37 protein-coding genes and 1 pseudogene are annotated in these 26557 nt (G+C 60.2%); 24 read left to right on the forward strand and 14 right to left on the reverse strand.

The annotated features are described in order from the left end of the window. Positions 1-134: 134 nt before the first annotated feature. Genes BFP70_RS20265 through BFP70_RS05310 form a run of 10 tightly spaced genes read right to left on the reverse strand, consistent with a single transcriptional unit; the run spans position 135 to position 6228 of the window. Positions 135-347: a hypothetical protein gene (locus BFP70_RS20265; protein WP_255356596.1), complete on the reverse strand. Its 213-nt coding sequence runs from the start codon at positions 345-347 to the stop codon at positions 135-137. After that, complete coding sequence (gene lspA, locus BFP70_RS05270) at positions 314-772, reverse strand: signal peptidase II (RefSeq protein ID WP_066010335.1); 459 nt, start codon at positions 770-772, stop codon at positions 314-316. The genes BFP70_RS20265 and lspA overlap by 34 nt, the downstream gene beginning before the upstream one ends. A 28-nt stretch (positions 773-800) precedes the next feature. Continuing rightward, on the reverse strand, positions 801-1583 hold the full coding sequence (locus tag BFP70_RS05275; protein ID WP_066010336.1) for a ZIP family metal transporter: 783 nt from the start codon (positions 1581-1583) through the stop codon (positions 801-803). A gap of 12 nt (positions 1584-1595) precedes the next feature. Further along, positions 1596-2051 carry a DUF411 domain-containing protein gene (locus tag BFP70_RS05280; protein WP_066010337.1) on the reverse strand — a complete coding sequence of 152 codons (456 nt, stop codon included), beginning with the start codon at positions 2049-2051 and terminating at the stop codon, positions 1596-1598. A 3-nt stretch (positions 2052-2054) separates the two neighbouring features. Then, the gene (locus BFP70_RS05285; protein ID WP_066010338.1) at positions 2055-3428 is read right to left on the reverse strand and encodes a M23 family metallopeptidase; all 1374 of its coding nucleotides are present in this window, start codon (positions 3426-3428) and stop codon (positions 2055-2057) included. Beyond that, positions 3425-4051, reverse strand: a complete 627-nt coding sequence (locus BFP70_RS05290) for an SCO family protein (RefSeq protein ID WP_066010339.1) — start codon at positions 4049-4051, stop codon at positions 3425-3427. Before BFP70_RS05290 ends, BFP70_RS05285 begins: the two co-directional genes overlap by 4 nt. Continuing rightward, positions 4051-4518, reverse strand: a complete 468-nt coding sequence (locus BFP70_RS05295) for a copper chaperone PCu(A)C (protein WP_066010340.1) — start codon at positions 4516-4518, stop codon at positions 4051-4053. The genes BFP70_RS05290 and BFP70_RS05295 overlap by 1 nt, the downstream gene beginning before the upstream one ends. A 23-nt stretch (positions 4519-4541) precedes the next feature. Then, positions 4542-5201: a thioredoxin domain-containing protein gene (locus tag BFP70_RS05300; protein ID WP_013959868.1), complete on the reverse strand. Its 660-nt coding sequence runs from the start codon at positions 5199-5201 to the stop codon at positions 4542-4544. Next, complete coding sequence (locus BFP70_RS05305; RefSeq protein ID WP_066010341.1) at positions 5198-5620, reverse strand: disulfide bond formation protein B; 423 nt, start codon at positions 5618-5620, stop codon at positions 5198-5200. Before BFP70_RS05305 ends, BFP70_RS05300 begins: the two co-directional genes overlap by 4 nt. Positions 5621-5625: 5 nt before the next feature. Further along, positions 5626-6228 carry an SCO family protein gene (locus BFP70_RS05310; protein ID WP_242656845.1) on the reverse strand — a complete coding sequence of 201 codons (603 nt, stop codon included), beginning with the start codon at positions 6226-6228 and terminating at the stop codon, positions 5626-5628. A gap of 171 nt (positions 6229-6399) precedes the next feature. Here BFP70_RS05310 and BFP70_RS05315 point away from each other — a divergent pair, with 171 nt between their 5' ends. From BFP70_RS05315 to BFP70_RS05390, 19 genes and pseudogenes are all read left to right on the forward strand, one after another. Beyond that, entirely contained in the window at positions 6400-6828 is a 429-nt protein-coding gene (locus tag BFP70_RS05315) for a helix-turn-helix domain-containing protein (RefSeq protein ID WP_037954972.1), read from the forward strand. A gap of 103 nt (positions 6829-6931) precedes the next feature. Beyond that, entirely contained in the window at positions 6932-7510 is a 579-nt protein-coding gene (locus BFP70_RS05320) for a cation transporter (protein ID WP_037941752.1), read from the forward strand. A 95-nt stretch (positions 7511-7605) separates the two neighbouring features. Next, positions 7606-8361, forward strand: coding sequence for a transglutaminase family protein (locus BFP70_RS05325; protein WP_066010342.1), 756 nt, complete (start codon positions 7606-7608; stop codon positions 8359-8361). Next, positions 8351-9315, forward strand: a pseudogene (locus BFP70_RS05330) (cation diffusion facilitator family transporter). Before BFP70_RS05325 ends, BFP70_RS05330 begins: the two are co-directional and overlap by 11 nt. Next, positions 9287-9484, forward strand: a complete 198-nt coding sequence (locus tag BFP70_RS21330) for an STAS/SEC14 domain-containing protein (RefSeq protein ID WP_255356597.1) — start codon at positions 9287-9289, stop codon at positions 9482-9484. The pseudogene BFP70_RS05330 and the gene BFP70_RS21330 overlap by 29 nt, the downstream one beginning before the upstream one ends. A 13-nt stretch (positions 9485-9497) precedes the next feature. Next, entirely contained in the window at positions 9498-9647 is a 150-nt protein-coding gene (locus BFP70_RS21335) for an STAS/SEC14 domain-containing protein (protein WP_255356598.1), read from the forward strand. Between the two features lie 206 nt (positions 9648-9853). Then, positions 9854-10222, forward strand: coding sequence for a hypothetical protein (locus BFP70_RS05340; protein WP_255356599.1), 369 nt, complete (start codon positions 9854-9856; stop codon positions 10220-10222). A 90-nt stretch (positions 10223-10312) separates the two neighbouring features. Then, entirely contained in the window at positions 10313-11752 is a 1440-nt protein-coding gene (locus tag BFP70_RS05345; RefSeq protein ID WP_083217372.1) for a multicopper oxidase family protein, read from the forward strand. 17 nt (positions 11753-11769) lie between these two features. Next, positions 11770-12246 (forward strand): DUF411 domain-containing protein, encoded by a 477-nt coding sequence (locus tag BFP70_RS05350; RefSeq protein WP_255356601.1) that lies wholly within the window; start codon positions 11770-11772, stop codon positions 12244-12246. A 66-nt stretch (positions 12247-12312) separates the two neighbouring features. Continuing rightward, positions 12313-12447, forward strand: a complete 135-nt coding sequence (locus tag BFP70_RS21340) for a hypothetical protein (protein ID WP_255356602.1) — start codon at positions 12313-12315, stop codon at positions 12445-12447. A gap of 202 nt (positions 12448-12649) precedes the next feature. Then, positions 12650-13027, forward strand: coding sequence for a cytochrome c (locus BFP70_RS05355; protein ID WP_369820186.1), 378 nt, complete (start codon positions 12650-12652; stop codon positions 13025-13027). Next, the gene (locus BFP70_RS05360; RefSeq protein ID WP_066010345.1) at positions 13024-13617 is read left to right on the forward strand and encodes a DsbE family thiol:disulfide interchange protein; all 594 of its coding nucleotides are present in this window, start codon (positions 13024-13026) and stop codon (positions 13615-13617) included. Before BFP70_RS05355 ends, BFP70_RS05360 begins: the two co-directional genes overlap by 4 nt. Continuing rightward, on the forward strand, positions 13614-14126 hold the full coding sequence (locus BFP70_RS05365; protein WP_066010346.1) for a TlpA disulfide reductase family protein: 513 nt from the start codon (positions 13614-13616) through the stop codon (positions 14124-14126). Before BFP70_RS05360 ends, BFP70_RS05365 begins: the two co-directional genes overlap by 4 nt. An 82-nt stretch (positions 14127-14208) precedes the next feature. Then, positions 14209-14490: a hypothetical protein gene (locus tag BFP70_RS05370; RefSeq protein ID WP_066010347.1), complete on the forward strand. Its 282-nt coding sequence runs from the start codon at positions 14209-14211 to the stop codon at positions 14488-14490. A gap of 40 nt (positions 14491-14530) precedes the next feature. Continuing rightward, a complete protein-coding gene (locus BFP70_RS21345) occupies positions 14531-14665 on the forward strand; it encodes a hypothetical protein (protein ID WP_255356603.1) in 135 nt (44 codons plus the stop codon). Beyond that, positions 14650-14802, forward strand: a complete 153-nt coding sequence (locus BFP70_RS21350) for a hypothetical protein (protein WP_255356604.1) — start codon at positions 14650-14652, stop codon at positions 14800-14802. The genes BFP70_RS21345 and BFP70_RS21350 overlap by 16 nt, the downstream gene beginning before the upstream one ends. 60 nt (positions 14803-14862) lie before the next feature. Then, on the forward strand, positions 14863-15558 hold the full coding sequence (locus BFP70_RS05380) for an SCO family protein (protein ID WP_255356605.1): 696 nt from the start codon (positions 14863-14865) through the stop codon (positions 15556-15558). Beyond that, positions 15555-16046, forward strand: a complete 492-nt coding sequence (locus tag BFP70_RS05385) for a hypothetical protein (RefSeq protein ID WP_066010349.1) — start codon at positions 15555-15557, stop codon at positions 16044-16046. The genes BFP70_RS05380 and BFP70_RS05385 overlap by 4 nt, the downstream gene beginning before the upstream one ends. Then, positions 16046-16783 (forward strand): cytochrome c biogenesis CcdA family protein, encoded by a 738-nt coding sequence (locus BFP70_RS05390; protein WP_066010350.1) that lies wholly within the window; start codon positions 16046-16048, stop codon positions 16781-16783. The genes BFP70_RS05385 and BFP70_RS05390 overlap by 1 nt, the downstream gene beginning before the upstream one ends. Positions 16784-16886: 103 nt before the next feature. Here the strand turns inward: BFP70_RS05390 and BFP70_RS05395 are convergent, their stop codons facing one another. The 4 genes from BFP70_RS05395 to BFP70_RS05410 form a co-directional block, all read right to left on the reverse strand. Continuing rightward, the gene (locus tag BFP70_RS05395) at positions 16887-17651 is read right to left on the reverse strand and encodes a MauE/DoxX family redox-associated membrane protein (protein ID WP_172839579.1); all 765 of its coding nucleotides are present in this window, start codon (positions 17649-17651) and stop codon (positions 16887-16889) included. Positions 17652-17673: 22 nt separating this feature from the next. Then, complete coding sequence (locus BFP70_RS05400; protein WP_066010351.1) at positions 17674-18546, reverse strand: DUF305 domain-containing protein; 873 nt, start codon at positions 18544-18546, stop codon at positions 17674-17676. A gap of 132 nt (positions 18547-18678) precedes the next feature. Then, a complete protein-coding gene (gene cueR, locus BFP70_RS05405; RefSeq protein ID WP_066010352.1) occupies positions 18679-19098 on the reverse strand; it encodes a Cu(I)-responsive transcriptional regulator in 420 nt (139 codons plus the stop codon). A gap of 18 nt (positions 19099-19116) precedes the next feature. Then, on the reverse strand, positions 19117-21612 hold the full coding sequence (locus BFP70_RS05410; RefSeq protein WP_066010353.1) for a heavy metal translocating P-type ATPase: 2496 nt from the start codon (positions 21610-21612) through the stop codon (positions 19117-19119). Positions 21613-21752: 140 nt separating this feature from the next. Between BFP70_RS05410 and BFP70_RS05415 the strand changes: the two genes are divergently transcribed. The 5 genes from BFP70_RS05415 (at position 21753) to BFP70_RS05435 (ending at position 26437) form a co-directional block, all read left to right on the forward strand. Beyond that, entirely contained in the window at positions 21753-21953 is a 201-nt protein-coding gene (locus BFP70_RS05415) for a heavy-metal-associated domain-containing protein (protein WP_066010354.1), read from the forward strand. Positions 21954-22647: 694 nt separating this feature from the next. Further along, entirely contained in the window at positions 22648-22869 is a 222-nt protein-coding gene (locus tag BFP70_RS05420) for a hypothetical protein (RefSeq protein ID WP_255356606.1), read from the forward strand. Next, positions 22869-24335, forward strand: a complete 1467-nt coding sequence (locus BFP70_RS05425; RefSeq protein WP_066010356.1) for a TolC family protein — start codon at positions 22869-22871, stop codon at positions 24333-24335. The genes BFP70_RS05420 and BFP70_RS05425 overlap by 1 nt, the downstream gene beginning before the upstream one ends. Before the next feature lie 11 nt (positions 24336-24346). After that, positions 24347-25705 carry a multicopper oxidase family protein gene (locus tag BFP70_RS05430; RefSeq protein ID WP_141693108.1) on the forward strand — a complete coding sequence of 453 codons (1359 nt, stop codon included), beginning with the start codon at positions 24347-24349 and terminating at the stop codon, positions 25703-25705. Positions 25706-25747: 42 nt separating this feature from the next. After that, entirely contained in the window at positions 25748-26437 is a 690-nt protein-coding gene (locus tag BFP70_RS05435; RefSeq protein ID WP_066010357.1) for a copper-binding protein, read from the forward strand. Positions 26438-26557 lie beyond the last annotated feature (120 nt).

Raw genomic sequence — 26557 nt, forward strand, 5'->3', positions numbered from 1 at the left:
GCGCCGCGATCGAAGCTTGCGATCGCTGTATTGCTGCTCTGACGGCGTACGTGGTCGTGGCGCTTCCGTGACGAACTTGTCCCATAGGGCATCCTTCCATTCCTTCGAAAGGATCACACCATCAAACCGTGGGATCAAACACCTAGGGAGAGATCGCAAAGACCGACAAAGAACGCGGAATAGGCAACGGGAACGAGCAGGAGAAGCGAGAAAGGCGGGAAAGTCAGAACGGTCAGCGCCCCGGCGACGAAACCAAGCGTCATCCGCGAAAGAAAACGGTGGCGCAGAGCGATGCGGTTCAGAATTTCCGGCTTCACGACTTGATCGAACGCCGCGCGCTGATCCATGCCGCGGCGAGCAAGAGCCCCACGCCACTGACTACAAATACATCGGCCAAGTTGAAGGCAGGCCAATGTGTTGTGCCAATGTAGAAATCGAGAAAGTCTGTTACAGCCCGATACCGCACACGATCGATGACATTGCCCAGGGCTCCGCCAATGATCGCGCCATAGGCAAGTGTTTCGGCCGCATTTTCGGCGCGAAACAGCATAATCCCCAGCCAAACACAGATGGCAAGAGCGAGAGCGATGAGGCTCCACCACGGCGCGCCGCCCAACATCCCGAAAGTCACGCCGTCATTACGATAAAAGACGAGGTTGAATCCCGGAAACACGGGAATCCCGGCGCTTAAAGTGACGGCATTCGCAACGACAATGGCTTTGGTGATCTGATCGATCGCGAACGCAGAAAGTGCTGCGAAGACGCCGATCATCGGAGATACCTTGTTTAGTGACATTGCCTCATCCCAACCAGACATCAAGGAACAGCATCAGAACGAGCCCGACTGCGAGACCGAGCGTCGCCCTGTTCTGATGGCCGCTGCGATGGGTTTCGGGGATGATTTCGTGGCTAATGACGTAGAGCATTGCGCCCGCGGCAAAGGCCAGACCCCATGGAAGCAGCGGTTCCGACAGTGTGATGATGCCGGCCCCGAGCAAACCGCCAATCGGCTCGACCATGCCCGTCAGCGCCGCGATGCCCCAGGCGCGCAGCTTCGGATATCCCTCGCCCAGCAGAGATACAGCGACGGCCAATCCTTCGGGCGCGTTCTGCAAGCCGATGCCGATGGCGAGTGGGAGGCCACCTTCCATGCCACCGGAACCGAACCCGACCCCGACCGCGAGGCCTTCGGGGAAGTTGTGGATCGTGATCGCGATGATGAACAGCCAGACCCGCCGCAAAGACGCCGCTTCGGGCCCTTCGCGTCCCGTCTTGAAATGCTCGTGCGGCAGCTTTTCGTTCATCAGGGCGACAGCCCCCATGCCCAGAAGGATCGAGACGCATACGATGGCCGCAGGCATCGCGCCGTTTTCGAACATTGGCTCTGCCGCATCCAATGCCGGGATGATCAGCGAAAAGAAGGAAGCGGCGAGCATCACACCGGCAGCGAAGCCGAGCGACAGATCGCGTGTGGCCCGCGACGGGATGCGCCCGAACAGCACGGGAGCTGCTCCGACCGCCGTAAGCGATCCGGCGGCGAGGCTTCCGAGAAAGCCGAGCATGATCGGAGAGAGATTTTCCATAATTGGGCCAGATTATCCTTCGACGTAGCTTGAAAAGACTTCCGTCGACCCGTTCTCGCGGATGAGGAAGACATCGTAGGCTTCACGGTCTTCTTCCGGCCCCATGCCGGGCGAGCCATAGGGCATCCCCGGAACGGTGAGGCCGACGGCGTCCGAGCGCTCCTCGAGAATGCGGCGGATGTCACCGGCCGGGACATGGCCTTCGATCACGTAGCCATCAATGAGCGCGGTGTGGCAGGAGACCATGCGCTGCGGCACGCCGTTGTCGAGCTTGAAGCGAACCAGCGACCCACCGAACATGTTCTCGCCCGTCGGCGCAAACCCGTTTTCTTCGAGATGATTCATCCACGAGAGGCAACAGCCGCAACCGTTCGTCTTGCGGACCTCGATCGCCGTTGCCTCTGCGAGGACCTGGGCCGCTGGTAACAGGGCGAGGGTGATTGCCAGAGCTTGGGTCATGCGTTTCATGGGTCAGAGCCTTTCGGTTGTCGTTTCGGCAATCTCGCTGCCGAGGTTTTGATTCAGAAGCGCGCGCGCCTCGGCCAGACGCGAGAGCGCGGCGGTATCTTCCGCTTCGCTCTCGGCTGTTTCGGCGAGCCGGTCGTCAGAGAGGGGGTCAGTCGGGCGCCCATCCACGAGGACTTCGTAGTGCAGGTTCGGACCTGTCGCCGTACCAGTCGCGCCGACGCGGCCGATCACATCTCCCGCCGCCACGCGGTGGCCTTGTGCCAGGTCTTCCGGCACGGCGCTCAGATGCGCGTAGCGCGTCATGGTGTCGGAGCCGTGGGCGATTTCGACCACTCGACCATAGCCGCCCCGCCAGCCGATGAAACTGACCCGCCCCGGTGCCGTCGATTGAACCGGTGTCCCACGTGCCGCTGCGAAATCGACGCCGGTGTGCATCCGGACGTTGCCAAAGACCGGATGCGTACGGCGTCCGAACACCGAGCTCAGGCGCGCACCCTCGACCGGCTGTGCGAAGACGCGCAGCACCTCGCCATCGACGTAGATCGTCGCCTGACCGCTGCCGTCGTCCGGCCATACGATCTCGTAAAGCGAACCGCCGATCTCCAATGCGGCGAAGGCGAGCTCGGGCTGTCCGATCCTGTCCTCGCCCACACGCGCCTCGCGCCAGAGAAGCCTTAGTGTCTCGCCACCGGCCAACTCGCGGCGGAAATTCACGGTCCCACCCAGCATCTGCGCAAGGTCCACGGAAAAACGGGCGGGTATGCCGGCTTCGTCGAGTGCCGCGAAGATCGAGCTGTCGATCACCGCTTCGCCGGCAAGGGTTACGATCTCCGGATCCGGAGCCACGACCTGTGTGGACAACTGCTCGCCGAAAACCACCTCGATCCGCACTCCGTCCTCGACGGCGAGTGAGACGGTGCGGGGGCTGCCGTCCACGGTCGAAGCGACAGTGACCGAGTGCCCCGGCCGCAGCCGTCGCAGATCGTATTCCGCGCCAAGCGCGAGGGCAACTTCGGCTCTGTCAGGTGCCGCAAGTCCAGCTTCGGACAGCAAGAAATCGAGCGTCTCGCCAGGTGCAATGTCGCGCGACCACATCGACAGCGGTGGCTCGATCGCCCTTACCGGCCTGTCGGCAAACGCGACCTGCAGAAGGGGCAGGGGGCCTAGGTTGGGTGCATCTTCTGCCCATACCGTCACGGGCAGCGTCACGAAGATGTCAACGTTCTGGGGGGCGTCAGGACGCTGGGGCATCCAATTACCTGCCGAGGCAAGTTCCGGCGGCACGGGTTCTTTCGACAGAACATCGGAGATGACGATAGCTGCCCCCGAAACCGTCCCCAAAATTGCGACAACCGCCGCCAAAGTTCTGAGCCTCATGTTGCCCCCTCCATTTCTTCTTCCAGCGCGCGGTGAATTTTCGGCACCGCGAATTCTCTGGGTTCGTGATAGTCGATCATGGTGACGAACCGCCCAGAGGCTGCGAACAGGAAGACGCTCGCGGTGTGGTTCATCGTGTAATCGCCGCTCCCCGTCGGCACCCGCTCGTAGGTGGCGCGGAAGCCGTCCGCGACGCGCGCGATCTGCTCTTCCGGTCCCGTCCAGCCACGGATCGCAGGATGGAAGTAGCCGACATATTCGGCCATCGTTTCGACAGTGTCGCGCTCGGGATCGACCGTGATGAAAACCACGTTCATCTCGTCGGCCTCGTCTCCCAGATCGTCGAGCCATCCCGAAATGTCCGAGAGCGTGGTCGGGCAGACATCGGGACAGTAGGTGAAGCCGAAGAACGCCATCGTCGGGCGACCGATCAGGGTTTCTGGCCCGACCGCGTTGCCTTCATGATCCGTCAGACGGAAATCCATCTCGGTCAGGGCCACAGGCCGCTGCCTGACAGATTCGGGTCCACCGGGTCCATCGACCTGCCACCAACCGACGAAGAGCATCAGGGCGACCGCCCCGACACCAGCCGCGCCGTACCCCAGGATCGCCCGTCGCCGCATCAGTCCTCTGGCCCCCGCGCAGCGATTCCGAGGATCGGCACCTCGACCGTCACTTCGCCTCCGTCGTCGAAAAGCAGGGTCAGCGGAAAGGTGTCCCCTTCCGTCATCGGTTCTTGTAGCCGCATCAGCATTGCGTGCAGGCCCCCCGGTTCGAGCGCGACGCTCTCGCCTGGGGCGATCGCGATCTCCCCCGCCGGGCTCATGGAACTCACACCTTCGGCATTTGTCTTCGTCTCGTGAATTTCGGGCATCATCGCGAGCGGTGTTGTAAGGCCGATCAGCGTCACTGGCTCGTCGCCAGTGTTGCGGATCGTCATGTAAGCGGCCCCGGGACGGTTCATCCCGATGGAGGCGCGGGACCACGCGTTCTCGACGACAACATCCTCGGGTCCGGCCAGCGCGGGCACCGAGAGCCCTCCTAAGGTCAAAAGCGCCGCCAGTGTGCCAGTCAAAATATACTTTTTCATCGTTCTGATCCTGCCCTTTCCATTCAGCTTTGCGCAGCAGCGACTTCGGCAGCCACCAGACGACGCAATTCTGCCTCTCCGAATGGATCGAGCGGCTTGCCGTTCACGAAGAATGTGGGCGTCTGGCGAATTCCCACGGTCTCGACGTCAGCACGATCCTGGTTCAGGATCGCCACGACATCGGGTGCCAGCATTTGCGTGCGCGCGGCCTCGGCATCGAGTCCGGCCGTGGCGGCGATCTGAAGGATCAGGCCAGGCGCCGGGGCACCGTGCGACGCCCATCTCGGCTGTTCCCGCAGAACGGCCTCAAGCACCGGCACGTAAACGTCCTGCATGCGCGCCGCCTCGAGCACGCGGATCGCTTCCTCGGATGCCGCGCCGTGGAAGGGCGTGTAGCGGATCACGACGCGGACAGCATCCCCATGCTCGGCCATGATGTCCTTCACGATGGGATGAAAGGCGCGACAGGCCTCGCAGGCCGGATCGAAGAATTCGACGATCGTGACGGGCGCTTCCGCAGGCCCGAGGATGGGCGAGTAGGGGCGGATCATCGCGTCCGCGAGTTCCGGCGCAACAGGCTCCGCTTCGGCCACCGGGCCGGGGCGGGTTGCAAACCAGGTGGCTCCGCCGAAACCGGCGACGCCGAGGGCGAGAACGGACAGGATCAGGCCGCGTCGGTTCATGTTCGTGTATCCTTCAATGAAAGGGCCGACAGGGCCCCGATCAGCGCGAAGGCGGCGAGCGCCATCAGCGGGATCGGGATGCCGAAGACCCGTTGGTTGTCATCGGTGCAAGAGGGGCCGGTGGCCGAGCAGGGCTGGATGCGTTCGGGAACAAGACCGACGTACAGCCCCATGTGCCAGAGGGCGATTGCGCCGCCGCCAAGCGCCAATGCGATGCCGTAGCGCCCCACGCGGCCGTCCCGCCACCAAAGGCCGAGCCCGAGGACAATGGCCAAGGGGGACATGAAGGCGCGCTGGAACCAGCACAGCACACAGGGCGTCTGCCCCAGCACCTCGCCGATGAAAAGCACGGCAAGCGAGGCGACGAGCGCGATGATCCACGCCAGCCCGAGGGCTGTTTCTCCGGACATACGGTTCATTTCGGTCAGATCCTCTTTTCCAGATCGGCGAGGATCTCTTCGGCGGAGGTGCCGTAGGGCCACGAGTCGGCGAAGCCCGCGTCGGGATCGAAGAGGAACAGATGCGACGTGTGGCCCATGGTGTACCCATCCCGCGCTGCGGCCTCTTCGACGCGCTCAAAGAAGATTGGAAACGTCTCGGACGTGGCGGCGATCTGTTCCGGCGTGCCCGTCAGCCCGATGATGCCCGAATCGAACAGCGGGACGTATTCGGCGAGTGCTGCGGGCGTGTCTCGTTCAGGGTCGATTGTTATGAAAATCGGCTGGACCTTGGCGGCATCGTCGCCCAGACCCTTCATCACCGCCGCGACCTCAGATAGGGTCGTTGGGCAAACGTCGGGGCAGTTGGTAAAGCCGAAAAAAACCAGCATCCAGCGCCCCGCAAAGTCCTCCTCGGTTCGAACCATACCCTGGTGGTCCGTCAGTTCGAACTGAGCGAAAAAAGGCGGCTCGGCGTCAGTTCGGGCGCTATCGGCACGATAATCGGACCATAGCAAAAGCCATAGGAAGGCAAGCGCTGCAACGCCTGCCAAAACCCAAAGAAACTTCTGTGCCGATGTAAGGGACAATCCTGTTCGCCTGTTTTTGATTCTTATTGCATGTGCGGATACATCCTCTAGCCGCTAGAGGTTCAAGCGCGAAATCATGGTATAGCTTCAACTCACGCGTCTGTGAATCCGACACTTGTTTATTTCGACGGCAAAACCTACACAAACTGTATCTTTTTCATGGAGGCGAAAATGCTCACGATCGGTACTCTGTCAAAGAAGACTGGCACAAAAGTGCAGACCATCCGGTACTACGAACAGATCGGACTCATGCCCGAACCTGGCAGGACCGAAGGCGGACAGAGGCGCTACGACAATGCACAGCTCGATCGACTGTCCTTCATCCGCCACTCGCGGCAACTCGGTTTCTCGCTCGATGCGATCCGCGAGCTGCTCGACCTCAGCGACCATCCCAACCGGCCCTGCCACGAGGCCGATGCCATCGCGCGTCGCCAGCTCAAACAGGTGGAGCAGCGCATGGCGCGCCTGAAGGCGCTGCGCACGGAACTGAAACGCATGGTTCACGAATGCAGCGGCGGGCGGACGGGAGATTGCAAGGTGCTTGAGGTGTTGCGGGACCATTCGGAATGCTTGACCGAGCACGAGGAAATCGGGGTCTGAAGGAATTCAGCCAACATTCCGGCTGGAACGCAGATCAGCCGCAGAAGTTAATGTGTTGCACAACACAAGCTGGAACCACAAAATGGCCGCTAGACAAGATTCAATGGAGAGACGGACGCTTTGGATCGTTCTGGCGCTCAATATCGGTTTGGCCGTGGCGTTTTTCGCAACAGGCGCCTTCGGCGATTCAAGTGCTCTGATCGCCAACGGGCTCGATAACCTCTCCGACAGCTTCGTCTACGCGATCAGCCTTTTCGCTTTGTCCCGATCCGACAAATGGAAACGCGGGGCGGCGAACGTTTCCGGTGGGCTGCTGATCCTGTTCGCTGCAGGCATCCTCTACGATGCGTGGCGCCGCTACATCGGCGGGTCAGATCCGCTCGGGACGATCATGATCGCCATGGCCCTGATTGCGGCGGCCATCAACGCAGTCTGCGTCTGGCTGCTCGCTAAGCTCAAAGATCCGGACGTCAACATCCGCGCGGCCAACACCTTCAGTTACAACGATTTCGCCGCGAACCTCGGAATCGTCGTGGCTGGCGGCCTCGTCGCCTGGCTGGGAACCAACTGGCCGGACCTCGTCGTCGGCGTGATTGTCGCCGGGATCGCGGCCTGGGGAGGTATCGACATTCTGCGCGACGCACACGGCGAACACCACAAAGCAGTTCATACGGGCAAATAATTGCGGGAGATTCTTTCTGAAAGAAAGGATTGAAGCTACAGTGACTATAGCAATTAGTCTTGTTCCAAGACGATTCGAGGAGCGACCCGTTGCAGATGACCGACCCCCTACTTGTACCCACCAAACTACTGGATTTTGATGCCGCGCCTCTTGCGCATCTAATTGAGAACCGCAGCTGGCGCGGCTTATCCGAATACGATCGGGTCGGAGCTGCCTATGATTTCGTTCGGAATGAAATCGCGTTCGGATACAATCGAGCTGACGACATCCCCGCATCCGAAGTGCTTTCCGACGGCTACGGGCAGTGCAATACCAAAGGCACGCTCTTGATGGCGCTGCTGCGTGGTGTTGGCATTCGTTGCCGGTTGCATGGCTTCACGATCCACAAAGGCTTGCAGCGCGGTGTTGTCCCTGAGCTGGTGTATCCGCTTGCTCCGCAGGAAATTCTCCACTCATGGGTCGAGATCGAATTTCAAGGTGCCTGGATCAACCTTGAAGGCTTCATCCTGGATGACGCTTTCCTCGATGTCCTGCAAACGTCATTCTCGAACACAGAAAGTCTCTGCGGTTATGGCGCGGGCACGGATTGCCTTGGCGCGCCTCCCGTCGCCTGGAACGGAGAAGATACCTACATTCAGAAAACCGGCATTGTGCAAGATTTTGGCGTGTACGATACGCCGGACGCCTTCTATTTGTCCCATGAGCAATCCTTTGGATGGCTGCGTGGCGCCCTTTACCGTCATATAATACGCCACTGGATGAATGCGCGCGTACGTGGTTTCCGCAGCGGCCGCCTGAAGACTGACCGACGCGCGACACACGCGCACGCGGAGCCTGCCAATGCCACATGACCACGGGCACGCGCATATCGATCCGAATTCTGGGGACCGGCGGGTTGCCATCGCCATCTGGGCGAACGGGCTTCTTACCGTTGCGCAGATCGTCGGGGGCATATTCTCGGGTAGTCTGGCACTGATCGCCGATGCGCTGCACAACTTTTCCGATATGGCTTCGCTTGTCATTGCCTTTCCGCGCGCAGGATCGCGCGCCGCCCAGCCGATGAGCGCATGACCTTCGGATATGGCCGGGTCGAAATCGTCGCAGCCCTGATCAACTACACCACCCTCATCGTGATCGGCTTCTATCTGATCTACGAAGGTGGCATGCGCATGATTGATCCACCCGAAGTCATGGGGTGGACCGTCGTCATTCTCGGTGGAATCGCGCTTGTGGTCGACACGCTGACCGCAATACTGACCTATTCGATGCAGAAGGGCAGCGTGAACATCCGCGCGCTTTTCCTGCATAACCTGTCGGACGCGCTTGCTTCGGTCGCGGTTATCGTCGGTGGGTCGCTGATCATCCTTTACGACATGCGTTGGGTTGATCCGGCCATCACCATCGGCATCGCGATCTACATCCTGTATCTGTCTTTCACTGAAATAGGCGGCCCAATCCGAACCCTGATGCTCGGGAGCCCGCCGGACATCGACAACGAGGCCGTCGTCGAAGCGATGCGGAAAGTCGAAGGCGTCGCCGACGTCCACCACGTCCATCTCTGGCAAATGCAAGAGCACGAGGCTGCGCTCGACTGCCATGTCGTCGTGGCAACCGAGGGCTGGTCGAAGATCGAAGAGATCAAGAGCGCGATCAAGAAGCGGCTGAAGGAAGAGTTCGGCATCAGCCATTCCAGTCTCGAATTTGAGCATGAGGATCGCGCTCATCAGAACGCCGATCTCTACGGTCACGGCAACGCAAGTGAAAAGGAGAAGACCAATGTTCAAGGAAACGCTGAACGAGCATGATGATGTCATCGGGCTCGTCTGCGAAGGCAAGTTGACAGAGGCAGACTTCAAGAAAATGCACGCGCTGCTTCATGAACGTCTTGGAACAACCGATAATCCGGGTCTGGTTCTCGACCTTACAAGTTTCGAGGGCTACGAAGAGCCTTCGGCGATCCTGGAAGTTCTGTAGATCGACACTACACGTGAACGATTTCTGTCGCATAGCGGTTGTCGGAGAACGCAGATGGATGGAATGGGGCGCACGGGTGGTCAACCTACTGACGGGCTCCGAGATGCAGTGGTTCGAATCCAGCGATACCGAGTGCGCACTTGCGTGGGCGCGTGACGGGTAGCCAACGATTCTGCAAGAAAAGGACTAACTGAATTGGATATGGAATAATGCTTCTGGCGAATCCGGACCTACTACGTAGCGACTTTAACCGGGTACTGTGCGCCGATGTGCGATTCGAGTGAAATGACATCCGCCTCAAGATCGTGAGGCTACAGGGACATCACGTCCAAGTTACAGAATATCGCTTGACCTCCCCTTACTGGAAGGTTGTATAAACTGTTTATGTTCCGCGTTTTTCGCCTTGTTTTGATTCTCATGCTGACCTTCGGTGCAGTGACTGCGCCGGATGTGTCGTCGGCCAGTATGTCGGCCACGGCTATGGCGCAGATGGAACCCACCGAAAGCGCCGATGGCCTCTGCAATGGTTGCGATCCCGCTGGATTTGCTGACGGTACTGCCTGTGAAGGTGGGTGTCCTGTTCCTTGCGGCTCCAGCGGTACGGCTGGCCTCCTTGCCAAGATGCCGTCAGAGCGGCTCGCGATGCCCTTTGGTACTGCCATCCGGGGTGCCGAACCTTTGATCCCAGTCGGCGCAAATCCGTCGCTTGATCCGTTCCCTCCCAAACTGCCTGTTTGAACCTGATACCGGCCTCGCCTGCTGCGAGGCCTGATTGTTGCCTTGGCCGAAGCTGGCTGAGTGCGACCCTTTCAGATCAAGGCAGTTGCGATGATTCTCCACAGACCGATTTCACGAAGGCACGTGCTTCGCACAGGTGCCGCATTCACAGCCCTATCCGCTCTATCACCTGCACGAATGGCAATGGCCGATCCAACTGGGGACCCATTCGTCCTACGCGCGGCATCCGGACAGGCCGCCCTGCGCCCGTCACCATACGGCCCGACTAATGTCTGGAGCTATAACGGGTCCGTCCCCGGCCCTGAAATTAGGGTCCGGCGGGGCGACCGCGTGCGGGTTCTGGCTCAGAATGGGTTGGATGAAGGGACCACAATCCACTGGCATGGCATTCGCACGCCCAATGCGATGGACGGAGTGCCGTTCCTCACGCAGGACCCGATCCCGGTTGATGGCGATTTTCTCTACGAGTTCGATGCGCTGGATGCGGGCACGTTCTGGTACCATCCGCACCAGCGCAGTTCGGAACAGGTCGGACGCGGCCTTTACGGGCCACTGATCGTCGAGGAGGCGGACCCGATCCGCGTGGATCGTGACCTGACCTGGATGCTGGACGACTGGCGCATGACCCGGGACGGGCAAATTGCGGATGACTTCGGCAACCGCCACGACGCGACGCACGGCGGTCGTATTGGTAATTCCGTGACCATCAACGGCCAGATACCCGACCGCATCGCGGTGCGGTCCGGTGAGCGCATCCGCTTGCGGCTAGTCAATGCGGCGAACGCGCGGATATTCGGGCTGGATTTCGGTGGTCTTGCACCGGTTGTGGTCGCTTTGGACGGTCAACCCGTGACTCCCCATGCCCCTGACAGCGATATTGTGGTGATCGGACCAGCCATGCGTGTTGATCTGGTGATCGACATGACTGGCAAGCCCGGAGAAGTCGTCACCGTCACCGATGTGTTCTACGACGGCCTCGAATACCGTCTGGTCGACCTCGTCTATGGGCCTGACAGGCTGCGGGACAGTGTGCCGGATTGGTCGATGGACCTGCGACCCAACCCGTTGGCGGAACCGGACATGGCGTCGGCCGCGCGACATCAGATCGTCTTCAACGGCGGAATGATGGGGCAGATGATGATGGGCGGCGGCATGGGGTCAATGATGGGCCAGATGCGCGAAGGAAACATGTGGTTCATCAACGGCGAAGCCGCGACGGGTCACATGATGGACCCGTTGCTGGTCCTGCCGCAGGGCACGTCGCACGTGTTCGAGATGGATAATCGCACGGCTTGGCACCATCCGATCCATTTTCATGGACATTCGTTCCGTGTGATCGCGCGCAACGGGCAACCGACACGGCATCGCGAATGGCAGGACACCGTCCTGATGGCCCCCGAAGAACGGGTCGAAATCGCGTTCGTGGCGGACAATCCGGGAGACTGGATGTTCCACTGCCACATCCTGGAACACCAGGCAGCGGGCATGATGGGCGTCATCCGCGTCGATCCCGGCACGACCAAAACCTGAAAACTCACAGATCACTGATGACGAAAGGGAAAGAACCGATGAAAAAGATACTTGGATTTGCCAGCCTCGGCACCGCAGGTGCTGCCGCTGTCCTTGCGATGAGCCTGAATGCCGCACCGGTCGCCGCGCAGGAGGTCACGCTCTACAAGAACCCGCAATGCGGATGCTGCGAAAGCTACGCGGACTATCTGCGGGAGAACGGTTTCACGGTGGAGGTGAAACCGACCCACGACTTGGCGCAGATCAGCCGCGAGGCTGGTATCCCGGACGATTTTCAGGGCTGCCATACCGCCTTTCTGGACGATTACGTTGTCAGCGGTCACGTGCCGATCGATGTCGTCAACAGGCTGCTCGAAGAGCGCCCGGAAATTGCCGGTGTGACCCTTCCCGGTATGCCGATGGGGTCGCCGGGTATGGGCGGCGCAAAACAGGAGCCGTTCAAGATTTACACCGTCGAGGAAGGTGTGAGCCCGACCGTATATGCGGTCGAATGATCAATTGCGCGGTCTGGTGCGAACCCGTGCCAGATCGGCTTCAAGGAAAAGCAAAGGATGAATTGTATGATGATGAACGGTGAAATGATGGGCGGCGGCATGATGATCGCGATGGGCCTCGTCTGGTTGCTGATCGTGGGGGTGCTGGTGCTCGCGGCGATCGCATTGGTCAAATACATTCGCTCGGACAGCGGAAAATAGAAATGCGCCGAAATGCGGACTAAAGGTGCCAGCAGCGGCGACAGCCTGTTGTCGATGGGCTTGGTCTGGGCGCTTTGCGTCCTGCTTGTCCTGTCGTTGCTCTCGGCACTCATCGTCCTCTGTAGGTGGCTCGCAATAAGAAGGCGGAAACTTAGTGAAAAACACGATTAGGCTCTCGGCTGTCCTGCTCGCCACAACGGTTTTGCCCGTAGCGGCGCAGAGCGACGTGCGCATGGGTGAGCGCCTCTATCAAGAGAATTGCGCCAGTTGCCATGGGGCGAACCTGGAAGGGCAACCTGAATGGCGCACACGATTGCCGAGCGGCAAGTTGCCTGCCCCACCGCACGACGCCTCCGGCCATACCTGGCATCACCCCGACCGCGTATTGTTCGACATCGTGAAACACGGACCGGCGGCGATTGTCGGGAACGGCTACGAAAGCGACATGCCCGGATATGAGGGCGTACTGACAGACGGTGAGATCACGGCAATCATCGACTACATCAAGAGCACATGGCCCGACCGGGTTCGCGCGTCGCAGGAAAGCCGCACCCTCGCGGATGAGCAGGCGCAGCCATGACGCAAGAGGTCGTCGGCAAAACCGAACCCGTATCACGGCGCAGAATCTCCGGGTTCTTGCTGGTGCCGCTGATAGCTTTTGCCCTCATGGTCCTGTTCGGTTGGGGGCTTTTCAGGGGTGGCGACGATTTGCCGTCAGCACTTCTCGGCAAATCTGTGCCCGACTTCGCGCTGCCCCCGGTGCTTGGCCGCGAGGAAGGTCTTTCGACACAGGACCTGATCGGCCACGTCTCGCTCGTGAACGTCTTCGCCTCGTGGTGTGTGCCTTGCCGCGCCGAACATCCGTTGTTCATGGAACTGAGCGCAACAGACGAAGTGCCGCTTTACGGGATCAACTACAAAGACCCGCCCGATCAAGCCCGCGCCTGGCTCGACGAATTGGGCGATCCCTACGCGCGCATCGGGGCCGATATCAACGGACGCGCCGGTATCGAATGGGGCGTCTATGGCGTGCCCGAAACCTACGTCATCGCCGATGGCACGGTCGCCTACCGCCATGTCGGTCCGATCACGCGAGCGATCCTGCAGGAAACGCTGCTGCCGATCGTCCGTGACCTCAAAACCCAATCCGCCAAGGAGACAACGCCATGAAAAATCTGAAACCGGCGCTGATCGCCTGGGCACTGTCCGTCGGCGCGGCTTTCGCGACACCGCAAGGGTTTGCACTTCACGACACCCCGCAGCCTGTCGCCAATGTGCGCTACGAGAAAGATGACGGCAGCCGCGGAGACATGGAAGATTTTCGCGGCAAGGTGATCCTCGTGAATGTCTGGGCAACCTGGTGCGTCCCCTGCCGCGAAGAGATGCCGACGCTCGATGCGCTTCAGGCGGAACTTGGCGGCGACGACTTCGAAGTGGTTGCCCTTTCCATCGACCGGGCCGGATCACAAATCGTTCGGCGTTTCTACGACGAGATCGGTGTCACCAATCTCAATATGTATGTCGACCAGACCATGCTTTCGATGACCGCGCTGCGCACCGTTGGCCTGCCGACGACGATCCTGATCGACGCGCAGGGGCGGGAGCTCGGGCGACTGGTCGGCCCGGCCGAATGGGATGATCCCGAGATGGTGTCCTTTTTGCGAAGCTTTATTGAATGAATCCTAGCAAAAGTCCACTGCCCACCCTTGACCTTCCAGCTACTGGAATGACTAGCTTTTAATCATCGAAAGGACTTTCCGGATGACCGAAATATCACCTTCCAACATTGCGGGTGCCGCCAACATCGAAAGCGCAGGAAATTGGCCCAGGTGGTTGACGCGCAGACGATTGCTGTTCGTCGGTGCGGCAACCGTGATGGGGGGCGGCATGGCCCTGAACTGGGGATGGCTCACCGCGATCGGGCTCGCGCCTGTTCTGGTCTCGCTGGCCCCCTGTGCCGCGATGTGCGGCCTGGGTCTGTGCATGAAGGGCGGGTCTGGAAAGAGATGCTCCAACTCGCCGGACGGGGCGTCTCCCGACTGAGTTCTTTCGATAACCACACGATCAACCCAAGGAGAAAACCATGAGAAAAACACTTACAACTTTCGTCGTTGCGACGGCCCTTACTGCAAGTGCATTTGCCGTCAGCGCCCAGGAACAGACCACGCCGGAAACGGGCGAAATGATGCAGAATGAGGGGCCATGCAAGGCGGCATGATGGACGGCGACATGATGGGCATGATGAAGATGATGGCCGAAATGAAACCCATGATGGAAGCCTGCACCGAGATGATGGCGTCCATGACCGAGAACATGGACGGCGGCATGATGCCGTCGGAAAAGTCTGACGGCTAGATTTGCCCAAATGCCTGTCGGTCAACGGATCGGCAGGCATTTATTGTAAGGATACAAGAATTGACAGCACTGACACGGCGCGCCGCTTTAGCGATACTCGCGGCCACGATTTCGTCTCCGGCCTTCGCCAATCATCCGGGGGAAAACCTGGATGCCCGCATGTTCGAGATGGAGCCCTACTTCCAAGCCATCGATGCAGCGCAGGCTCCGGGTTTCGAGCTGCAGGATTCCGAGGGGAATCCCGTGCGCCTGTCGGATTTCAGCGACAAGGTGGTCATCCTGCATTTCATCTATGCCAACTGCCCGGATATCTGCCCGCTCCATGCGGAAAAGATCGCGGCGGTCCAGGCTTCGATCAACGACGGGCCGATGAAGGAGCTTGTGCAGTTCATCTCGATCACGACCGATCCTGTGAACGACACGCCAGACGTGTTGCGCGATTACTCGGACCGGCATGGGCTCGATCCAAGCAATTGGGTTATTCTAACCAAACGTCCCGATCAGACTGAAAATGCAACGCGCGTTCTGGCGCGGGACTATGGGCTGGAGTTCACGATGACCGCCGACAGCGACATGATGATGCACGGAGCGGTCACCCATGTCGTGGACATCGGCGGGCGGTTCGCTGCAAAATTTTATGGCATGGACTTCAAGAACGTGAACCTGATCCTCTATGTCAGCGAGTTGACCAACAACGCCCAGCATCGACGCCGGGAGCCCAGCTGGTGGGACCGGCTGACAGGTGTGTTTCAATGAGTGTCGTCGAGACTGGCGTCAGGCTGTCCTCGACAGACGGAATTTCCCTGACAGCTCTGCGTCGGTATTTTGCGGTGATCATCCCGGCCAACTTGATCTGGGAGTTCGCGCATATGCCGCTCTACACGATATGGAACGAGGGCACCTGGGGTGAGATTGTCTTCGCAGCCGTCCATTGCACGGGTGGTGATATCCTGATCGCCATGAGCGCGCTGATGCTTGCCCTCATGCTGTCGGGCTGGGGCTGGCCCCTGGTCGCCTCGACGCGGCGGTCTGTGACCGTCCTGACGGTGGTGTTCGGGCTCGGATACACGCTGTTCAGCGAATGGCTCAACATCGTGATCCGCGCCGCCTGGGCCTATTCGGACCTGATGCCAATCATTCCGGTCCTCGATGCGGGCCTGTCACCTGTGTTGCAATGGATCGTGGTCCCGCTGGTCGCGTTCTGGTGGGCCGTGTGGCCCTTCAGCACCGAGCGTGACGCGTGATGGGCATCTCCGGCATCGGCATCTTCGCGGCCTTCCTGGCGGGGGCCATCTCGTTCCTGTCGCCTTGCGTCCTGCCGCTTGTGCCGGGCTACGTATCCTATATCGCGGGTCAGCCGGATTTGCGCACGACGCGGTCGGTCGGCTTGCGGGCGCGCGCCGGGGCGCTCGGGTTGAGTGCCTGCTTTGTCCTCGGCTTTTCGACGGTCTTCGTCGCCCTCGGGGCCGGGGCCAGCGCGCTAGGGTCCCTGCTGCTGACGTGGCGCACCGAGCTGAACTATCTCGGCGGCGCGATCATCATTCTGTTCGGACTGGTCATGCTGGGTGTCTTTCGTCTGGATGCGTTCTCGCGCGATACCCGTTTCAATCTCGACATTCCCGGCGGTCGCCCGTTTGGCGCTTATGTGCTGGGGCTTGCCTTCGCCTTCGGCTGGACACCTTGCATCGGACCGATCCTCGGCGCGATCCTGACACTCAGTTCGACCTCCGGCGGCATGTCGGACGGCATCTGGCTGCTGTCGATCTATTCCGCTGGTCTGGGGGTGCCTTTCCTGCTGGCTGCGCTGTTCACCGACGCCATCGCCGCGCGGGTAAGGCAGATCGGCAAGGCCGGTCGCTGGCTCTACAAGGGCGCGGGTGTTGCCATGATCATCATGGGAGTTGCCATCATGACCGGGCAACTGTCACGATTTGCCTATTGGCTGCTGGGGACGTTTCCCTTTCTCGCGACGATCGGCTGACGAACCTCGAACCAGCCCTTGGCGCGATGGCTGGTAGGTGAGGATCATCTCCACCACTCAGCAAGGTCGTACACGCCGCGCCTCTGTAGAGGTCGCGGGGCCGTCAGCCGATCAGGTAGACCCGGATCGGCATCCAGATGCCCATGACCATCATCATCAGGTTCTCGGTGAGCGAGACGAACCCCAGCGGCACGTTGCTGTCGCCCCCGACGCAGGCGCATTTCAATTCGCGCTTGTCGATGTATACCGCCTTGAACACCGATACCGCGCCGACGGTGCCGATGAACAAGGCCACGGGTGCCGAAAGCCAGGTGAGCGCCCCGGCGACCATGAGGATGCCGGCGAATGCCTCTCCGAAAGGATAGATCTTGCCGTAGCGCACCCAGCGGCGCGCCAGCAGGTCGTAATTCAGGAACATGGTCGAGAAACTTTCCACATCCTGAAGCTTCTGCACTGCAAGCAAGCACATCGAGATCGCTATGAACCATTCCAGCGCGCGCAGGCTGAGGATGGTTCCAAAGCTGTACCACGACAGGCCGAGCGCCATCAGGAACGCGACGGCGAAAATCGCGATCACTGGCTGATAGGAGGTGTCCGAGCGTTCGCTTTCCGGCGCGTCGAGACCGAAATGCACCCGCAGATCGTCATGGCCGCCGATCCGTTCCTCGCCGATCCACGTTTGCGGCGTGGTCTCGACCCCGTGCTTTTCCATGAAGGCATCGGTTTCCTCACGTGTCGTCAGGTGATGATCCTCGACCTCGTACCCTTCCCGTTCAAGCAGGTCTTTGGACTTGAGACCGTAAGGGCAAAGATGATCCTGCATGACCATCCGGTAGAGTTGGGCTGATTTCGATGCGTCTTTCGGCATGGTGTTTCCTCCAGTTTCTGGTTCAGGCACCGCAACCGTAATATCCGCGATACCCTGCACGCAGACCGGACCCAAGTTCGAGAACGAGATCGGCGTCCTGCATTTCGCCACTATTTGCGTCCAATATGCCGGGTCCGCTCGGCGCGCTCAACGCCACTGTCATGCCTTCCGTGCCCCAAGTGCTTCCGGCGTCGCCAGCCTCCAGCCGCACCAGATCGCCGCTGATCTTGGCGAGAGCTACACTCCCACCGTCGATGCGGCCCACCGCCAGCGCAGGCCTGCTTGTGGTGGTGTAGGTGAACGTGCACGCGGCGCCGCCGGGAAACATCTGCGCAATGTCCTCCGTAGTAAGAAATTCGAGGTCGAGAATGGCGACTTCCGGGGTTGATAGCGCCTCGTCAAGGCTCATGATCTGCGTCGGTCCGCTTTCTGACTGTGCCGGACTGTCACCGTTGGCGTCGATATCGTTCACCAGATAACGCATCTCGGCGATTTCCTTGTCCTGCGCATAGATGATCTCATCCGCCAGCTTGCGCACGCGCGGGTCCGAGATATCGGCGCGGCTGGAGGTCATGATCGCGATCGAGTGGTGCGGGATCATTGCCCGCATGTAGCTGGTGTCGCCCACCGTCACTTGGCTGCGGACCAGCCAAAGCGAGGCGGCAAAGACCACAGCGGCACCGATGAAGATGGCTGCGTTAGCCGTCTTGCTGGAATACATCGACAGCATGAAGCCCAGCATGATGATCGCCATGGTGGCACCCATCAGGAGAGCCATGTAGGCCCGCGTTTCCGACCAGAACACATGCGTCCAGAGGTAGGTATTGAGATACATCAGACCGAACATGACGACGGTAGATGTGGCGATCATCGCGAAAAAGCGGCCATATGACATGAAGTTGTCCTCTCTCGAAATCGTGAAGTCTAGAGGTGGAACAACTTTCCCGCGCTGGAATGTTCCGAAATAACTACAGTCAGTCGCACCTTATGGGTGGCGCTGCCCGCTGCGGAACATATCTAAGCCCGCTTAATCCGCTGCCCTGGCGGTCCGGGTCTTATCCTCTTCCATAGCCAGATCTGCGAGAATCGGACAATCAGGCCTGTGATCGCCAGCGCAGGCATCGACAAGGTGCGACAACGTCGCGCGCATCTCGGTCAATTCTGCGATTTTCCGGTCGATCCGGTCGAGGTGTTCCTCGGCGATCTGCTTGACCTCGGCGCTGGCGCGTTCGGTATCGGCATAGAGTTTCAGCAGGCTCCGGCAGTCCTCGATGGTGAAGCCCAAGGCGCGCGCCCGGCCGAGAAATGCCAGCTTGTGGACGTCGCTCTGCCGGAAGCTGCGATAACCGTTGGCACTGCGCAGCGGCTCGACCAGCCCGATGTCCTCGTAGTAGCGGATGGTCTTCGCGGGAAGGCCGGACAGGTCGGCCACGTCTCCGATATTCATGATCGTATTCTCCTTGTTTCATTCAGCCGGGACGGGAGACATGCGGGGGTCGATCGCGGCCTTCGCCGCCTCGTCCATCGCCGGGCGGACGCGGCGCAGGCGCAGCGCGTTCGTCAGTACGAAGACCGAGCTGAGCGCCATTGCCCCAGCCGCCAGCACCGGCGACAGCAGCAGGCCCGACACCGGGTAGAGCAGCCCCGCCGCCACCGGAATGAGGGCCACGTTGTAGCCGAAGGCCCAGAACAGGTTCTGGCGGATGTTGCGCATCGTACGCCGCGACACTTCCAGCGCGTTGACCACGCCGCGCAAATCGCCCGACATTAGCACCACATCGGCGGATTCGATGGCGACGTCGGTGCCGGTGCCGATGGCCATGCCCACGTCCGCATGGGCAAGCGCGGGTGCATCGTTGATGCCGTCGCCGACAAAGGCGATGTGCTGGCCCGTGCCGCGCAGATCGTCCAATGCCGCGACCTTGCCATCCGGCAGCACACCCGCGATCACATGGTCGATGCCGGTCTCGCGCGCGATCGCTTCTGCCGTCTCGCGCTTGTCGCCGGTGATCATGGCAACCTTCAGGCCCAGATCGTGCAGCGCCCGGATGGCCGCCGCGCTGGACGGCTTCACCGGATCGGCCACGGCGATAACGGCGGCAACGCGTCCGTCGATGGCGGCGTAAAGCGCGGTGCGGCCCCGCTCGGCCAGGCGGCGCTCTTCGTCGATCAACGCGCCGATGTCCAGGCCTTCGCGCGCCATTAGGCGGTCTGCCCCCACCAGCACGTCGTGGCCCGAGACCTCTGCCCGGACACCGTGGCCGGTGACGGACGCGAAGTTTCGGGCGTCGTGCCGGGCAACGCCCTCGGCCTCTGCCGCCCGCAGGATGGCCTCGGCGATGGGATGTTCCGACCGCGCCTCTACGGCCGCGACCAGAGCCAGCACTTCGGCCCGGTCAAAACCTTCCGTTAGCACCAGGTCGGTCAGTTCGGGGCGTCCTTCGGTCACCGTGCCGGTCTTGTCCAGCGCGATCACATCGACGGTAGAAAGCTGTTGCAACGCATCGCCCTTGCGGAACAGCACACCCATTTCGGCGGCACGGCCGGTGCCCACCATGATTGAGGTCGGCGTGGCCAGCCCCATCGCGCAGGGGCAGGCGATGATCAGCACCGAAACGCCGGCGACCAGCGCAAAGGACAGGGCGGGCGATGGTCCGACCAGCAGCCAGATCATCACCGTCAGCAGCGCCAGCGCCATGACAGCGGGCACAAACCACAGGGTGATCCGATCCACCAGACCCTGGATCGGCAACTTGGCACCCTGCGCCTCTTCGACCATACGGATGATTTGCGCCAGCGTCGTATCCGCTCCCACGCGTGTCGCACGGAACTGGAAGGCACCGGAACCGTTGACGGTCCCGCCGGTGACGGGATCGCCCAACGACTTGGCCACAGGCACCGGCTCGCCGGTGATCATGCTCTCATCGACGCGGGCGCTGCCTTCGGTCACTTCACCGTCCACGGCAATCCGCTCTCCGGGGCGCACGAGCAGGATGTCGCCCGCGGCGATGCGCTCGATGGCCACGTCCTCAGGCTCTCCGTCCACCAGCACGCGGGCGGTCTTGGCCTGAAGGCCCAGCAGCTTCTGGATCGCTGCGCCGGTGCGGCCCTTGGCGCGTGCCTCCAGCCAGCGGCCCAGCAGGATCAGAACGACGATCACCGCCGCCGCCTCGAAATAGACGGCGCGCGACCCTTCGGGCAGCAGCGCGGGCGCGAAAAGAGCGACCAGAGAATAGAGATAGGCGGCAGAGGTGCCGACAGCGACAAGGCTGTTCATGTCCGGCGCACCCTTGAACAGCGCGGGAAACCCGCGCGTATAGAAGCTGCGGCCCGGCCAGAGCAGGACCACCGTGGTCAGGACGAACTGGATCAGCCAGCTTGCCCGATGGCCGATCGTGTCGCCGATCAGACCATGCATGCCGGGGATCAGGTGCGCGCCCATTTCCAGCAGAAACACAGGCAGGGCGAGGGTCGCCGCCAGCGCGGTCCTGCGAGCCAGCGTCCGCGCCTCTTCATCCTTGCGGGCACTCGTGTCTTCCGGCGGCAAGGTCGCGGGATAGCCTGCGTCACCCGCCGCCTTCAGCAGGTCCGCAACCGCAAACGAGCCTTCGAGATACGTTACCGTCGCAGTTTCCGATGCCAGATTGACGTTCACGTCCAGCACGCCCGGCACCGCCGCCAGCGCCTTGTCCACCCGCCCAACGCAGGACGCACAAGACATGGAGGCCACGTTCAGGCGAGTGCTCTGATTACGGGCCGGATAGCCAATCTCTTCCAGCTTTTCGACGATGTTCGAAATGCGCCCTTGCGCGTCGATCTGCGCCTTGGCCGTCTCGCTGGCAAGGTTGACGTGAACGTCGCTGACACCCGGCAGGCCGGAAAGCCCACGCTCCACCCGCCCAACGCAAGAGGCGCAGGACATGTTCTGCAGGGAAAGTCGAAGGGTATGCGAATCCGACATGGGTGACTCCTGATCCTGGTCTTGCGAAAGATAAGGGTTCCATTAGCTGGAAGGTCAATAGATGCATCGAGGAATTTTTTCGGGCATTGACCTTCCCATAGGGCAGCGGCCTAGATGGCAGCATCAAGAAGGAGATCGTGATGATCAGGTTCAGCGTGCCGGACATGAACTGCGGACATTGCACCGCGTCGATAGAGAAGGCCATTGTGACGATAGATCCACACGCGACTGTCACCTGTGACCTGACTGCGCGTTCCGTCGAGGTAGATAGCGCATTGGATGAAAGCGCTCTGAAGGCAGCGATTCATGATGCGGGCTACGGATCGGAAAGACTGACTTAGTCCCGGCAATTCCAGTCATTATTGAAATATTCCCTGCCATTTTCGCGTCTTTTGTCTGAATGGTGAACGTTGCTATGTACCTATTGCGCAACAGTTTTGAGCGCTTGCAGCGAGAATTCGCCTGCCTCGCTAGAATGTGTCAAACCTTCCCGCGCTGTAAGCGTTGACTAATTTGTCAAAACGTCCAATTTGCCATTCATGAGAATGCGTGTCGCCATTTCAACATGGGTGAGAGCCCTCACTTGCTTCGCTTTTGCGTTGGCGCTGGTTCTGTCTCCACCTTCTGCGGCACACGCGGCCTCGGGAATGCATGATGGTCAGCATTCTGGATCGATCAGCTCCCTTCTCAGCAAACGGACAGTTGGTCAGGGAACTGATATCCACGCCGTCCACATGAAACACCCGGCGACAGTTGACGTGGATGACATATCCTCCGACATGGGTGAAACAGAGCATCAATCAACTCAGTGTTGTAACGGAATATGCATTTCTGTCGTCATTCCAGACGCAGACTTGGTATTCCCGGATCCTATTGCTGCGAAAGAATATATGATCCTGAGCGGTCAGACGCATTCCGTCGAAACATCAGGGTTTCTGCGGCCCCCTCGATTCCTGATCTGAAACGGCGCCCAATCCGGGTGTGAGCCTTGCGCAGACTCTGCGTGAGACATCGTTCATCAATCAGGATACCTTCATGAAAATTCATCTAATTATGGGGGCTTCGGCCCTCGGGCTTGGCGCATGCGCCTATGAGCCTACCCCTTTGCCCTCCGTTGCGACACAACAGGCTGTCGTCAACGCGACCGTTTCGTCTCCGATCAGCTATCAAGATCCATTGGCTGGCTACACCTATCGTGGTCCGACCGGCCCCCGTGATTGGCGTTCCGTCAATCAAGAGCAGACGGAGGGCAACTGATGCGGGTATCTAAGATTCCGCTGGTTCTTGGCTTTCCCCTAATTTTGGGTGCTTGCGCTACCGCAGTACCGGGTATCTACACGGAACCGAAAGCCGGCTTCGCCAACATTTCCAGCCAGGTCACACCGGCCATCGGCAAACGGACGGCCTTCGCCGAAACCCAGGCCGAAAACGAAGCTCTCAAGAAACAGGTGCACAGCATGGTGCATCGGAAGACGATCTCGGCCGATACGGCGGTTCAGGTTGCGCTGCTGAACAATAAGGGTCTGCAAGCGTCTTACGCCAATGTTGGCCTCTCGGCCGCTGAGGCTTGGCAGCAATCGACGCCGGAAAACCCGATCGTCTCAATTGGTGTCTTGGGAATCGGTGCGCCTGAACTCGGTGCCTACAGGGCGATCGAAGGGCTGATCCGGTCGAACGTCCTCGATGCCACCACGCGCAAACAGCGCATGGCCATTGCTGATGCAAGCTTCCGGCAGGCTCAGCTCAATGCCGTGAACGACACACTTGCACTGGCCAATCAGACGCGAAAGGCATGGGTCGATGCAGTCGCCGCCTTCGAGGCAGTGAGCTATCTGCGGCGCGCGAAAGCGACCTCTGACGCCGGCTCGGAACTGGCTATGCGGTTGGGCGAGACCGGCGCACTCAACAAAGCTGGGCAGGCCCGCGAACAGGCATTCAATGCCGAACTGGCGGGGCAACTTGCACAGGCACGATTGAACGCCACTCGGTCCAAGGAGACTTTGACCAGGTTGATGGGCCTCTGGGGCACCGAAGTCGATTATTATGTGCCAGATGCACTTCCTGCACTGCCGCGTTCTGTCGGCCGTGTGACCGACATCGAGGCCAAGGCGCTAAGAAACCGGGTGGATCTGCGTGTTGCCAAACTTGGCCTGGAAGCGCAGGCCAAGGCGTTTGGTCTGACCGATCAGACCCGCATTGTCAGCGATCTGGAGATCGTTGCTGGAGCCGAGCTTGAGCGTGAAGTTGGCGGCGATGGCGACATTGAAACCAAGGCTTTGCCTCAGGTGGAAGTGGAGTTCGCGATCCCGATCTACGACACCGGCAAGGCCCGGATGCGCAAGGCGGAATTGTCTTATCTACAAGCGGCCAACGTGCTCGCAGAGAAGGCCGTGAACGTCCGGTCCGAAGCGCGGGGTGCTGAAGCCTCTTATCATGCCGCATACAAAATCGCTCGCCACTACCGCGACGTTCTGGTGCCGCTACGCACGACCGTCGAAGAAGAGGGTTTGCTGTCCTACAACGGCATGATCACCAACACTTTCGAGCTGCTGACTGATGTGCGCGAGAAACTTGGCGCATCCCTGGAAGCGGCAAATGCAAAACGCGAGTTCTACATGGCACAGGCCGATCTGACCGCTGCGATCTATGGCGGCGGCGAAGGCGGTGGTGGTGCTGGTGGAGAGGGCGCATCACTTGCCGCCGGTGGCGGCGCAGGACACTGAAAGGAACTGACATGTTAAACAGACGTCAATTACTCGGAGCCGGCGCGGCAGGTGCAACGCTGGTCTCTTCAAAAGCCTGGGGTCAAACCCTGAACATGGGCCTCCCTGAAGCCGCGCAGATGGACAGTGCGGCAACGGCGATTACGGCGCGTCCGTCGTCAGGGCCGGAATACACACCTGTGGTCACGCTGAACGGGTGGACCCTGCCGCACCGGATGAACAACGGGGTCAAGGAATTTCACCTCGTCGCCGAACCGGTAGAGCGCGAACTTGCAGACGGGATGATCGCGCATTTGTGGGGTTACAACGGCCAATCCACCGGGCCGACGATCGAAGCAGTCGAAGGCGACCGGGTCCGCATCTACGTCACCAACAAGCTGCCGGAAGGCACCACGGTGCATTGGCACGGGCTCATCCTGCCCTCGGGCATGGATGGGGTCTCCGGGTTGAGTCATCCCAGCATCCCGCCAGGGAAAACGTTTGTCTACGAATTCGACTTGGTGAAGTCCGGCACGTTCATGTACCACCCCCATGGCGACGAAATGGCGCAGATGGCGATGGGGATGATGGGCATGTTCGTGGTCCATCCCAAGGATCCCACCTTCATGCCGGTGGATCGCGATTTTCTGATCATGCTGAATGCCTTTGACATCGATCCCGGCACATACGTGCCCCGCATCATGACGATGACGGACTTCAACCTGTGGACGTGGAACAGTCGGATCTTCCCCGACATCGATCCGCTGGTCGTGAACAAGGGCGACAAGGTGCGAGTACGCGTCGGCAACCTCACGATGACAAACCACCCGATCCACATGCACGGCTATGACTTCAAGGTCACCTGCACGGATGGTGGCTGGGTGCCGCCAGAAGCGCAATGGCCGGAGGTCAGCATCGACATCCCTGTAGGCGCGATGCGCGCCTATGAGTTCGTCGCAGACCATCTGGGGGATTGGGCGATTCACTGCCACAAGTCGCACCACACCATGAATGCCATGGGTCACGATGTGCCGACATTCATCGGGGTCAACAAGAAGCCGCTGACCCAGAAGATCCGTCAGTTCCAGCCGGAATACATGCCCATGGGCATGTCCGGCATGGGGGACATGGCGAAAATGGAAATGCCGCTGCCTGACAACACGATCCCGATGATGACGGGTTGGGGGCCCTACGGCCCCATCGAGATGGGCGGCATGTTTTCGGTCGTAAAGGTGCGGGACGGCATCGACGCGGACGATTACTCCGATCCCGGCTGGTACGAAAATCCTCCGGGCGAGATGGCCTACGAATGGACTGGCGAATTGCCCGAGTTCGCCTCGAACAACAGTCCCAAGACCATTCTCACACCAAAACCAAACTCGAAGGGCTGAACGGCCCTTCGTCGACTCCAACCAAACCTAAAGGAAAACCAAATGAAAAAACTTCTTCTGAGCACCTCTCTCGTCCTTTTCGCTTCAACGGGGGCTTTCGCTGACGTTGGTCATGCCAAAATGGCCATCGGTATGCCCGGCCATACGGCAAAAGTCGACCGGACGATTGATGTAACCCTGCTTGAAAACGACGAAGGCGAAATGCTGATCGAGAGTGAGGAGATGACCATCAAGCAGGGTGAAACCATACGCTTCAACATCACGAACAAGGGTGAGCTGGAACACGAGTTTGTTCTCGACACGCTGGAAAATATCGCCGAGCACAAGATCGAAATGGCCAAGATGGACATGGAACACGACGACCCGAACCGTATCCGTCTTGATCCGGGTGCCACGGGCGAGGTCGTCTGGACGTTCGCGAATGCTGGTACGTTCGAAGCCGCGTGCCTGATCCCGGGTCACTACGAATCCGGCATGCACCGTGCGGTCTCGGTGGGGGACCAGATAGCTCAGGCTGACGTGGAATACACGAGCGGGACCATAAAGAAGATCGACGCCAAGGCCGGCAAGGTCACAATCATCCACGGCCCTCTGGTCAACCTCGATATGCCCGCGATGACGATGGTATTCCGCGCGGACGAAGCGATAATGGCCAAGATGGCAGAAGGTCAGGACATCGAGTTTGTTGCCGACCGGGTCAAGGGCAAGCTTACTGTCACGCAGATGAAGTGAAGACTGACCTTGGGGCCGAGGCGTACATGCCCGGCCCCAACGCTTTGAGGCAATTAAATCAAGCGCTACGGAGGTAGCCGAGCATTATGAATTTTCTGATAACCTGCACATGCGCCCTTG

It is taken from the genome of Thioclava sp. SK-1 (assembly GCF_001705665.1).
Lineage (GTDB): Bacteria > Pseudomonadota > Alphaproteobacteria > Rhodobacterales > Rhodobacteraceae > Thioclava.

What these genes read in the sequence shown, in the direction of transcription:
- BFP70_RS05345 (WP_083217372.1), top strand. Translation starts at nt 10,313, where the DNA reads ATGATTCTCCACAGACCGATTTCACGAAGGCACGTGCTTCGCACAGGT.
- BFP70_RS05420 (WP_255356606.1), top strand. Translation starts at nt 22,648, where the DNA reads ATGAAAATTCATCTAATTATGGGGGCTTCGGCCCTCGGGCTTGGCGCA.
- BFP70_RS05390 (WP_066010350.1), top strand. Translation starts at nt 16,046, where the DNA reads ATGGGCATCTCCGGCATCGGCATCTTCGCGGCCTTCCTGGCGGGGGCC.
- BFP70_RS05325 (WP_066010342.1), top strand. Translation starts at nt 7,606, where the DNA reads ATGACCGACCCCCTACTTGTACCCACCAAACTACTGGATTTTGATGCC.
- BFP70_RS05385 (WP_066010349.1), top strand. Translation starts at nt 15,555, where the DNA reads ATGAGTGTCGTCGAGACTGGCGTCAGGCTGTCCTCGACAGACGGAATT.
- BFP70_RS05275 (WP_066010336.1), bottom strand. Translation starts at nt 1,583, where the DNA reads ATGGAAAATCTCTCTCCGATCATGCTCGGCTTTCTCGGAAGCCTCGCC.
- BFP70_RS05415 (WP_066010354.1), top strand. Translation starts at nt 21,753, where the DNA reads ATGATCAGGTTCAGCGTGCCGGACATGAACTGCGGACATTGCACCGCG.
- cueR (WP_066010352.1), bottom strand. Translation starts at nt 19,098, where the DNA reads ATGAATATCGGAGACGTGGCCGACCTGTCCGGCCTTCCCGCGAAGACC.
- BFP70_RS05320 (WP_037941752.1), top strand. Translation starts at nt 6,932, where the DNA reads ATGGAGAGACGGACGCTTTGGATCGTTCTGGCGCTCAATATCGGTTTG.
- BFP70_RS05295 (WP_066010340.1), bottom strand. Translation starts at nt 4,518, where the DNA reads ATGAAAAAGTATATTTTGACTGGCACACTGGCGGCGCTTTTGACCTTA.
- BFP70_RS05430 (WP_141693108.1), top strand. Translation starts at nt 24,347, where the DNA reads ATGTTAAACAGACGTCAATTACTCGGAGCCGGCGCGGCAGGTGCAACG.
- BFP70_RS21350 (WP_255356604.1), top strand. Translation starts at nt 14,650, where the DNA reads ATGCAAGGCGGCATGATGGACGGCGACATGATGGGCATGATGAAGATG.
- BFP70_RS05350 (WP_255356601.1), top strand. Translation starts at nt 11,770, where the DNA reads ATGACGAAAGGGAAAGAACCGATGAAAAAGATACTTGGATTTGCCAGC.
- BFP70_RS05400 (WP_066010351.1), bottom strand. Translation starts at nt 18,546, where the DNA reads ATGTCATATGGCCGCTTTTTCGCGATGATCGCCACATCTACCGTCGTC.
- BFP70_RS05425 (WP_066010356.1), top strand. Translation starts at nt 22,869, where the DNA reads ATGCGGGTATCTAAGATTCCGCTGGTTCTTGGCTTTCCCCTAATTTTG.
- BFP70_RS21345 (WP_255356603.1), top strand. Translation starts at nt 14,531, where the DNA reads ATGAGAAAAACACTTACAACTTTCGTCGTTGCGACGGCCCTTACTGCA.
- BFP70_RS05360 (WP_066010345.1), top strand. Translation starts at nt 13,024, where the DNA reads ATGACGCAAGAGGTCGTCGGCAAAACCGAACCCGTATCACGGCGCAGA.
- BFP70_RS21340 (WP_255356602.1), top strand. Translation starts at nt 12,313, where the DNA reads ATGATGATGAACGGTGAAATGATGGGCGGCGGCATGATGATCGCGATG.
- BFP70_RS05300 (WP_013959868.1), bottom strand. Translation starts at nt 5,201, where the DNA reads ATGAACCGACGCGGCCTGATCCTGTCCGTTCTCGCCCTCGGCGTCGCC.
- BFP70_RS21330 (WP_255356597.1), top strand. Translation starts at nt 9,287, where the DNA reads ATGTTCAAGGAAACGCTGAACGAGCATGATGATGTCATCGGGCTCGTC.
- BFP70_RS05285 (WP_066010338.1), bottom strand. Translation starts at nt 3,428, where the DNA reads ATGAGGCTCAGAACTTTGGCGGCGGTTGTCGCAATTTTGGGGACGGTT.
- BFP70_RS05315 (WP_037954972.1), top strand. Translation starts at nt 6,400, where the DNA reads ATGCTCACGATCGGTACTCTGTCAAAGAAGACTGGCACAAAAGTGCAG.
- BFP70_RS05395 (WP_172839579.1), bottom strand. Translation starts at nt 17,651, where the DNA reads ATGCCGAAAGACGCATCGAAATCAGCCCAACTCTACCGGATGGTCATG.
- BFP70_RS05305 (WP_066010341.1), bottom strand. Translation starts at nt 5,620, where the DNA reads ATGAACCGTATGTCCGGAGAAACAGCCCTCGGGCTGGCGTGGATCATC.
- BFP70_RS05435 (WP_066010357.1), top strand. Translation starts at nt 25,748, where the DNA reads ATGAAAAAACTTCTTCTGAGCACCTCTCTCGTCCTTTTCGCTTCAACG.
- BFP70_RS05370 (WP_066010347.1), top strand. Translation starts at nt 14,209, where the DNA reads ATGACCGAAATATCACCTTCCAACATTGCGGGTGCCGCCAACATCGAA.
- BFP70_RS05280 (WP_066010337.1), bottom strand. Translation starts at nt 2,051, where the DNA reads ATGAAACGCATGACCCAAGCTCTGGCAATCACCCTCGCCCTGTTACCA.
- BFP70_RS20265 (WP_255356596.1), bottom strand. Translation starts at nt 347, where the DNA reads ATGGATCAGCGCGCGGCGTTCGATCAAGTCGTGAAGCCGGAAATTCTG.
- lspA (WP_066010335.1), bottom strand. Translation starts at nt 772, where the DNA reads ATGATCGGCGTCTTCGCAGCACTTTCTGCGTTCGCGATCGATCAGATC.
- BFP70_RS05365 (WP_066010346.1), top strand. Translation starts at nt 13,614, where the DNA reads ATGAAAAATCTGAAACCGGCGCTGATCGCCTGGGCACTGTCCGTCGGC.
- BFP70_RS05410 (WP_066010353.1), bottom strand. Translation starts at nt 21,612, where the DNA reads ATGTCGGATTCGCATACCCTTCGACTTTCCCTGCAGAACATGTCCTGC.
- BFP70_RS05290 (WP_066010339.1), bottom strand. Translation starts at nt 4,051, where the DNA reads ATGCGGCGACGGGCGATCCTGGGGTACGGCGCGGCTGGTGTCGGGGCG.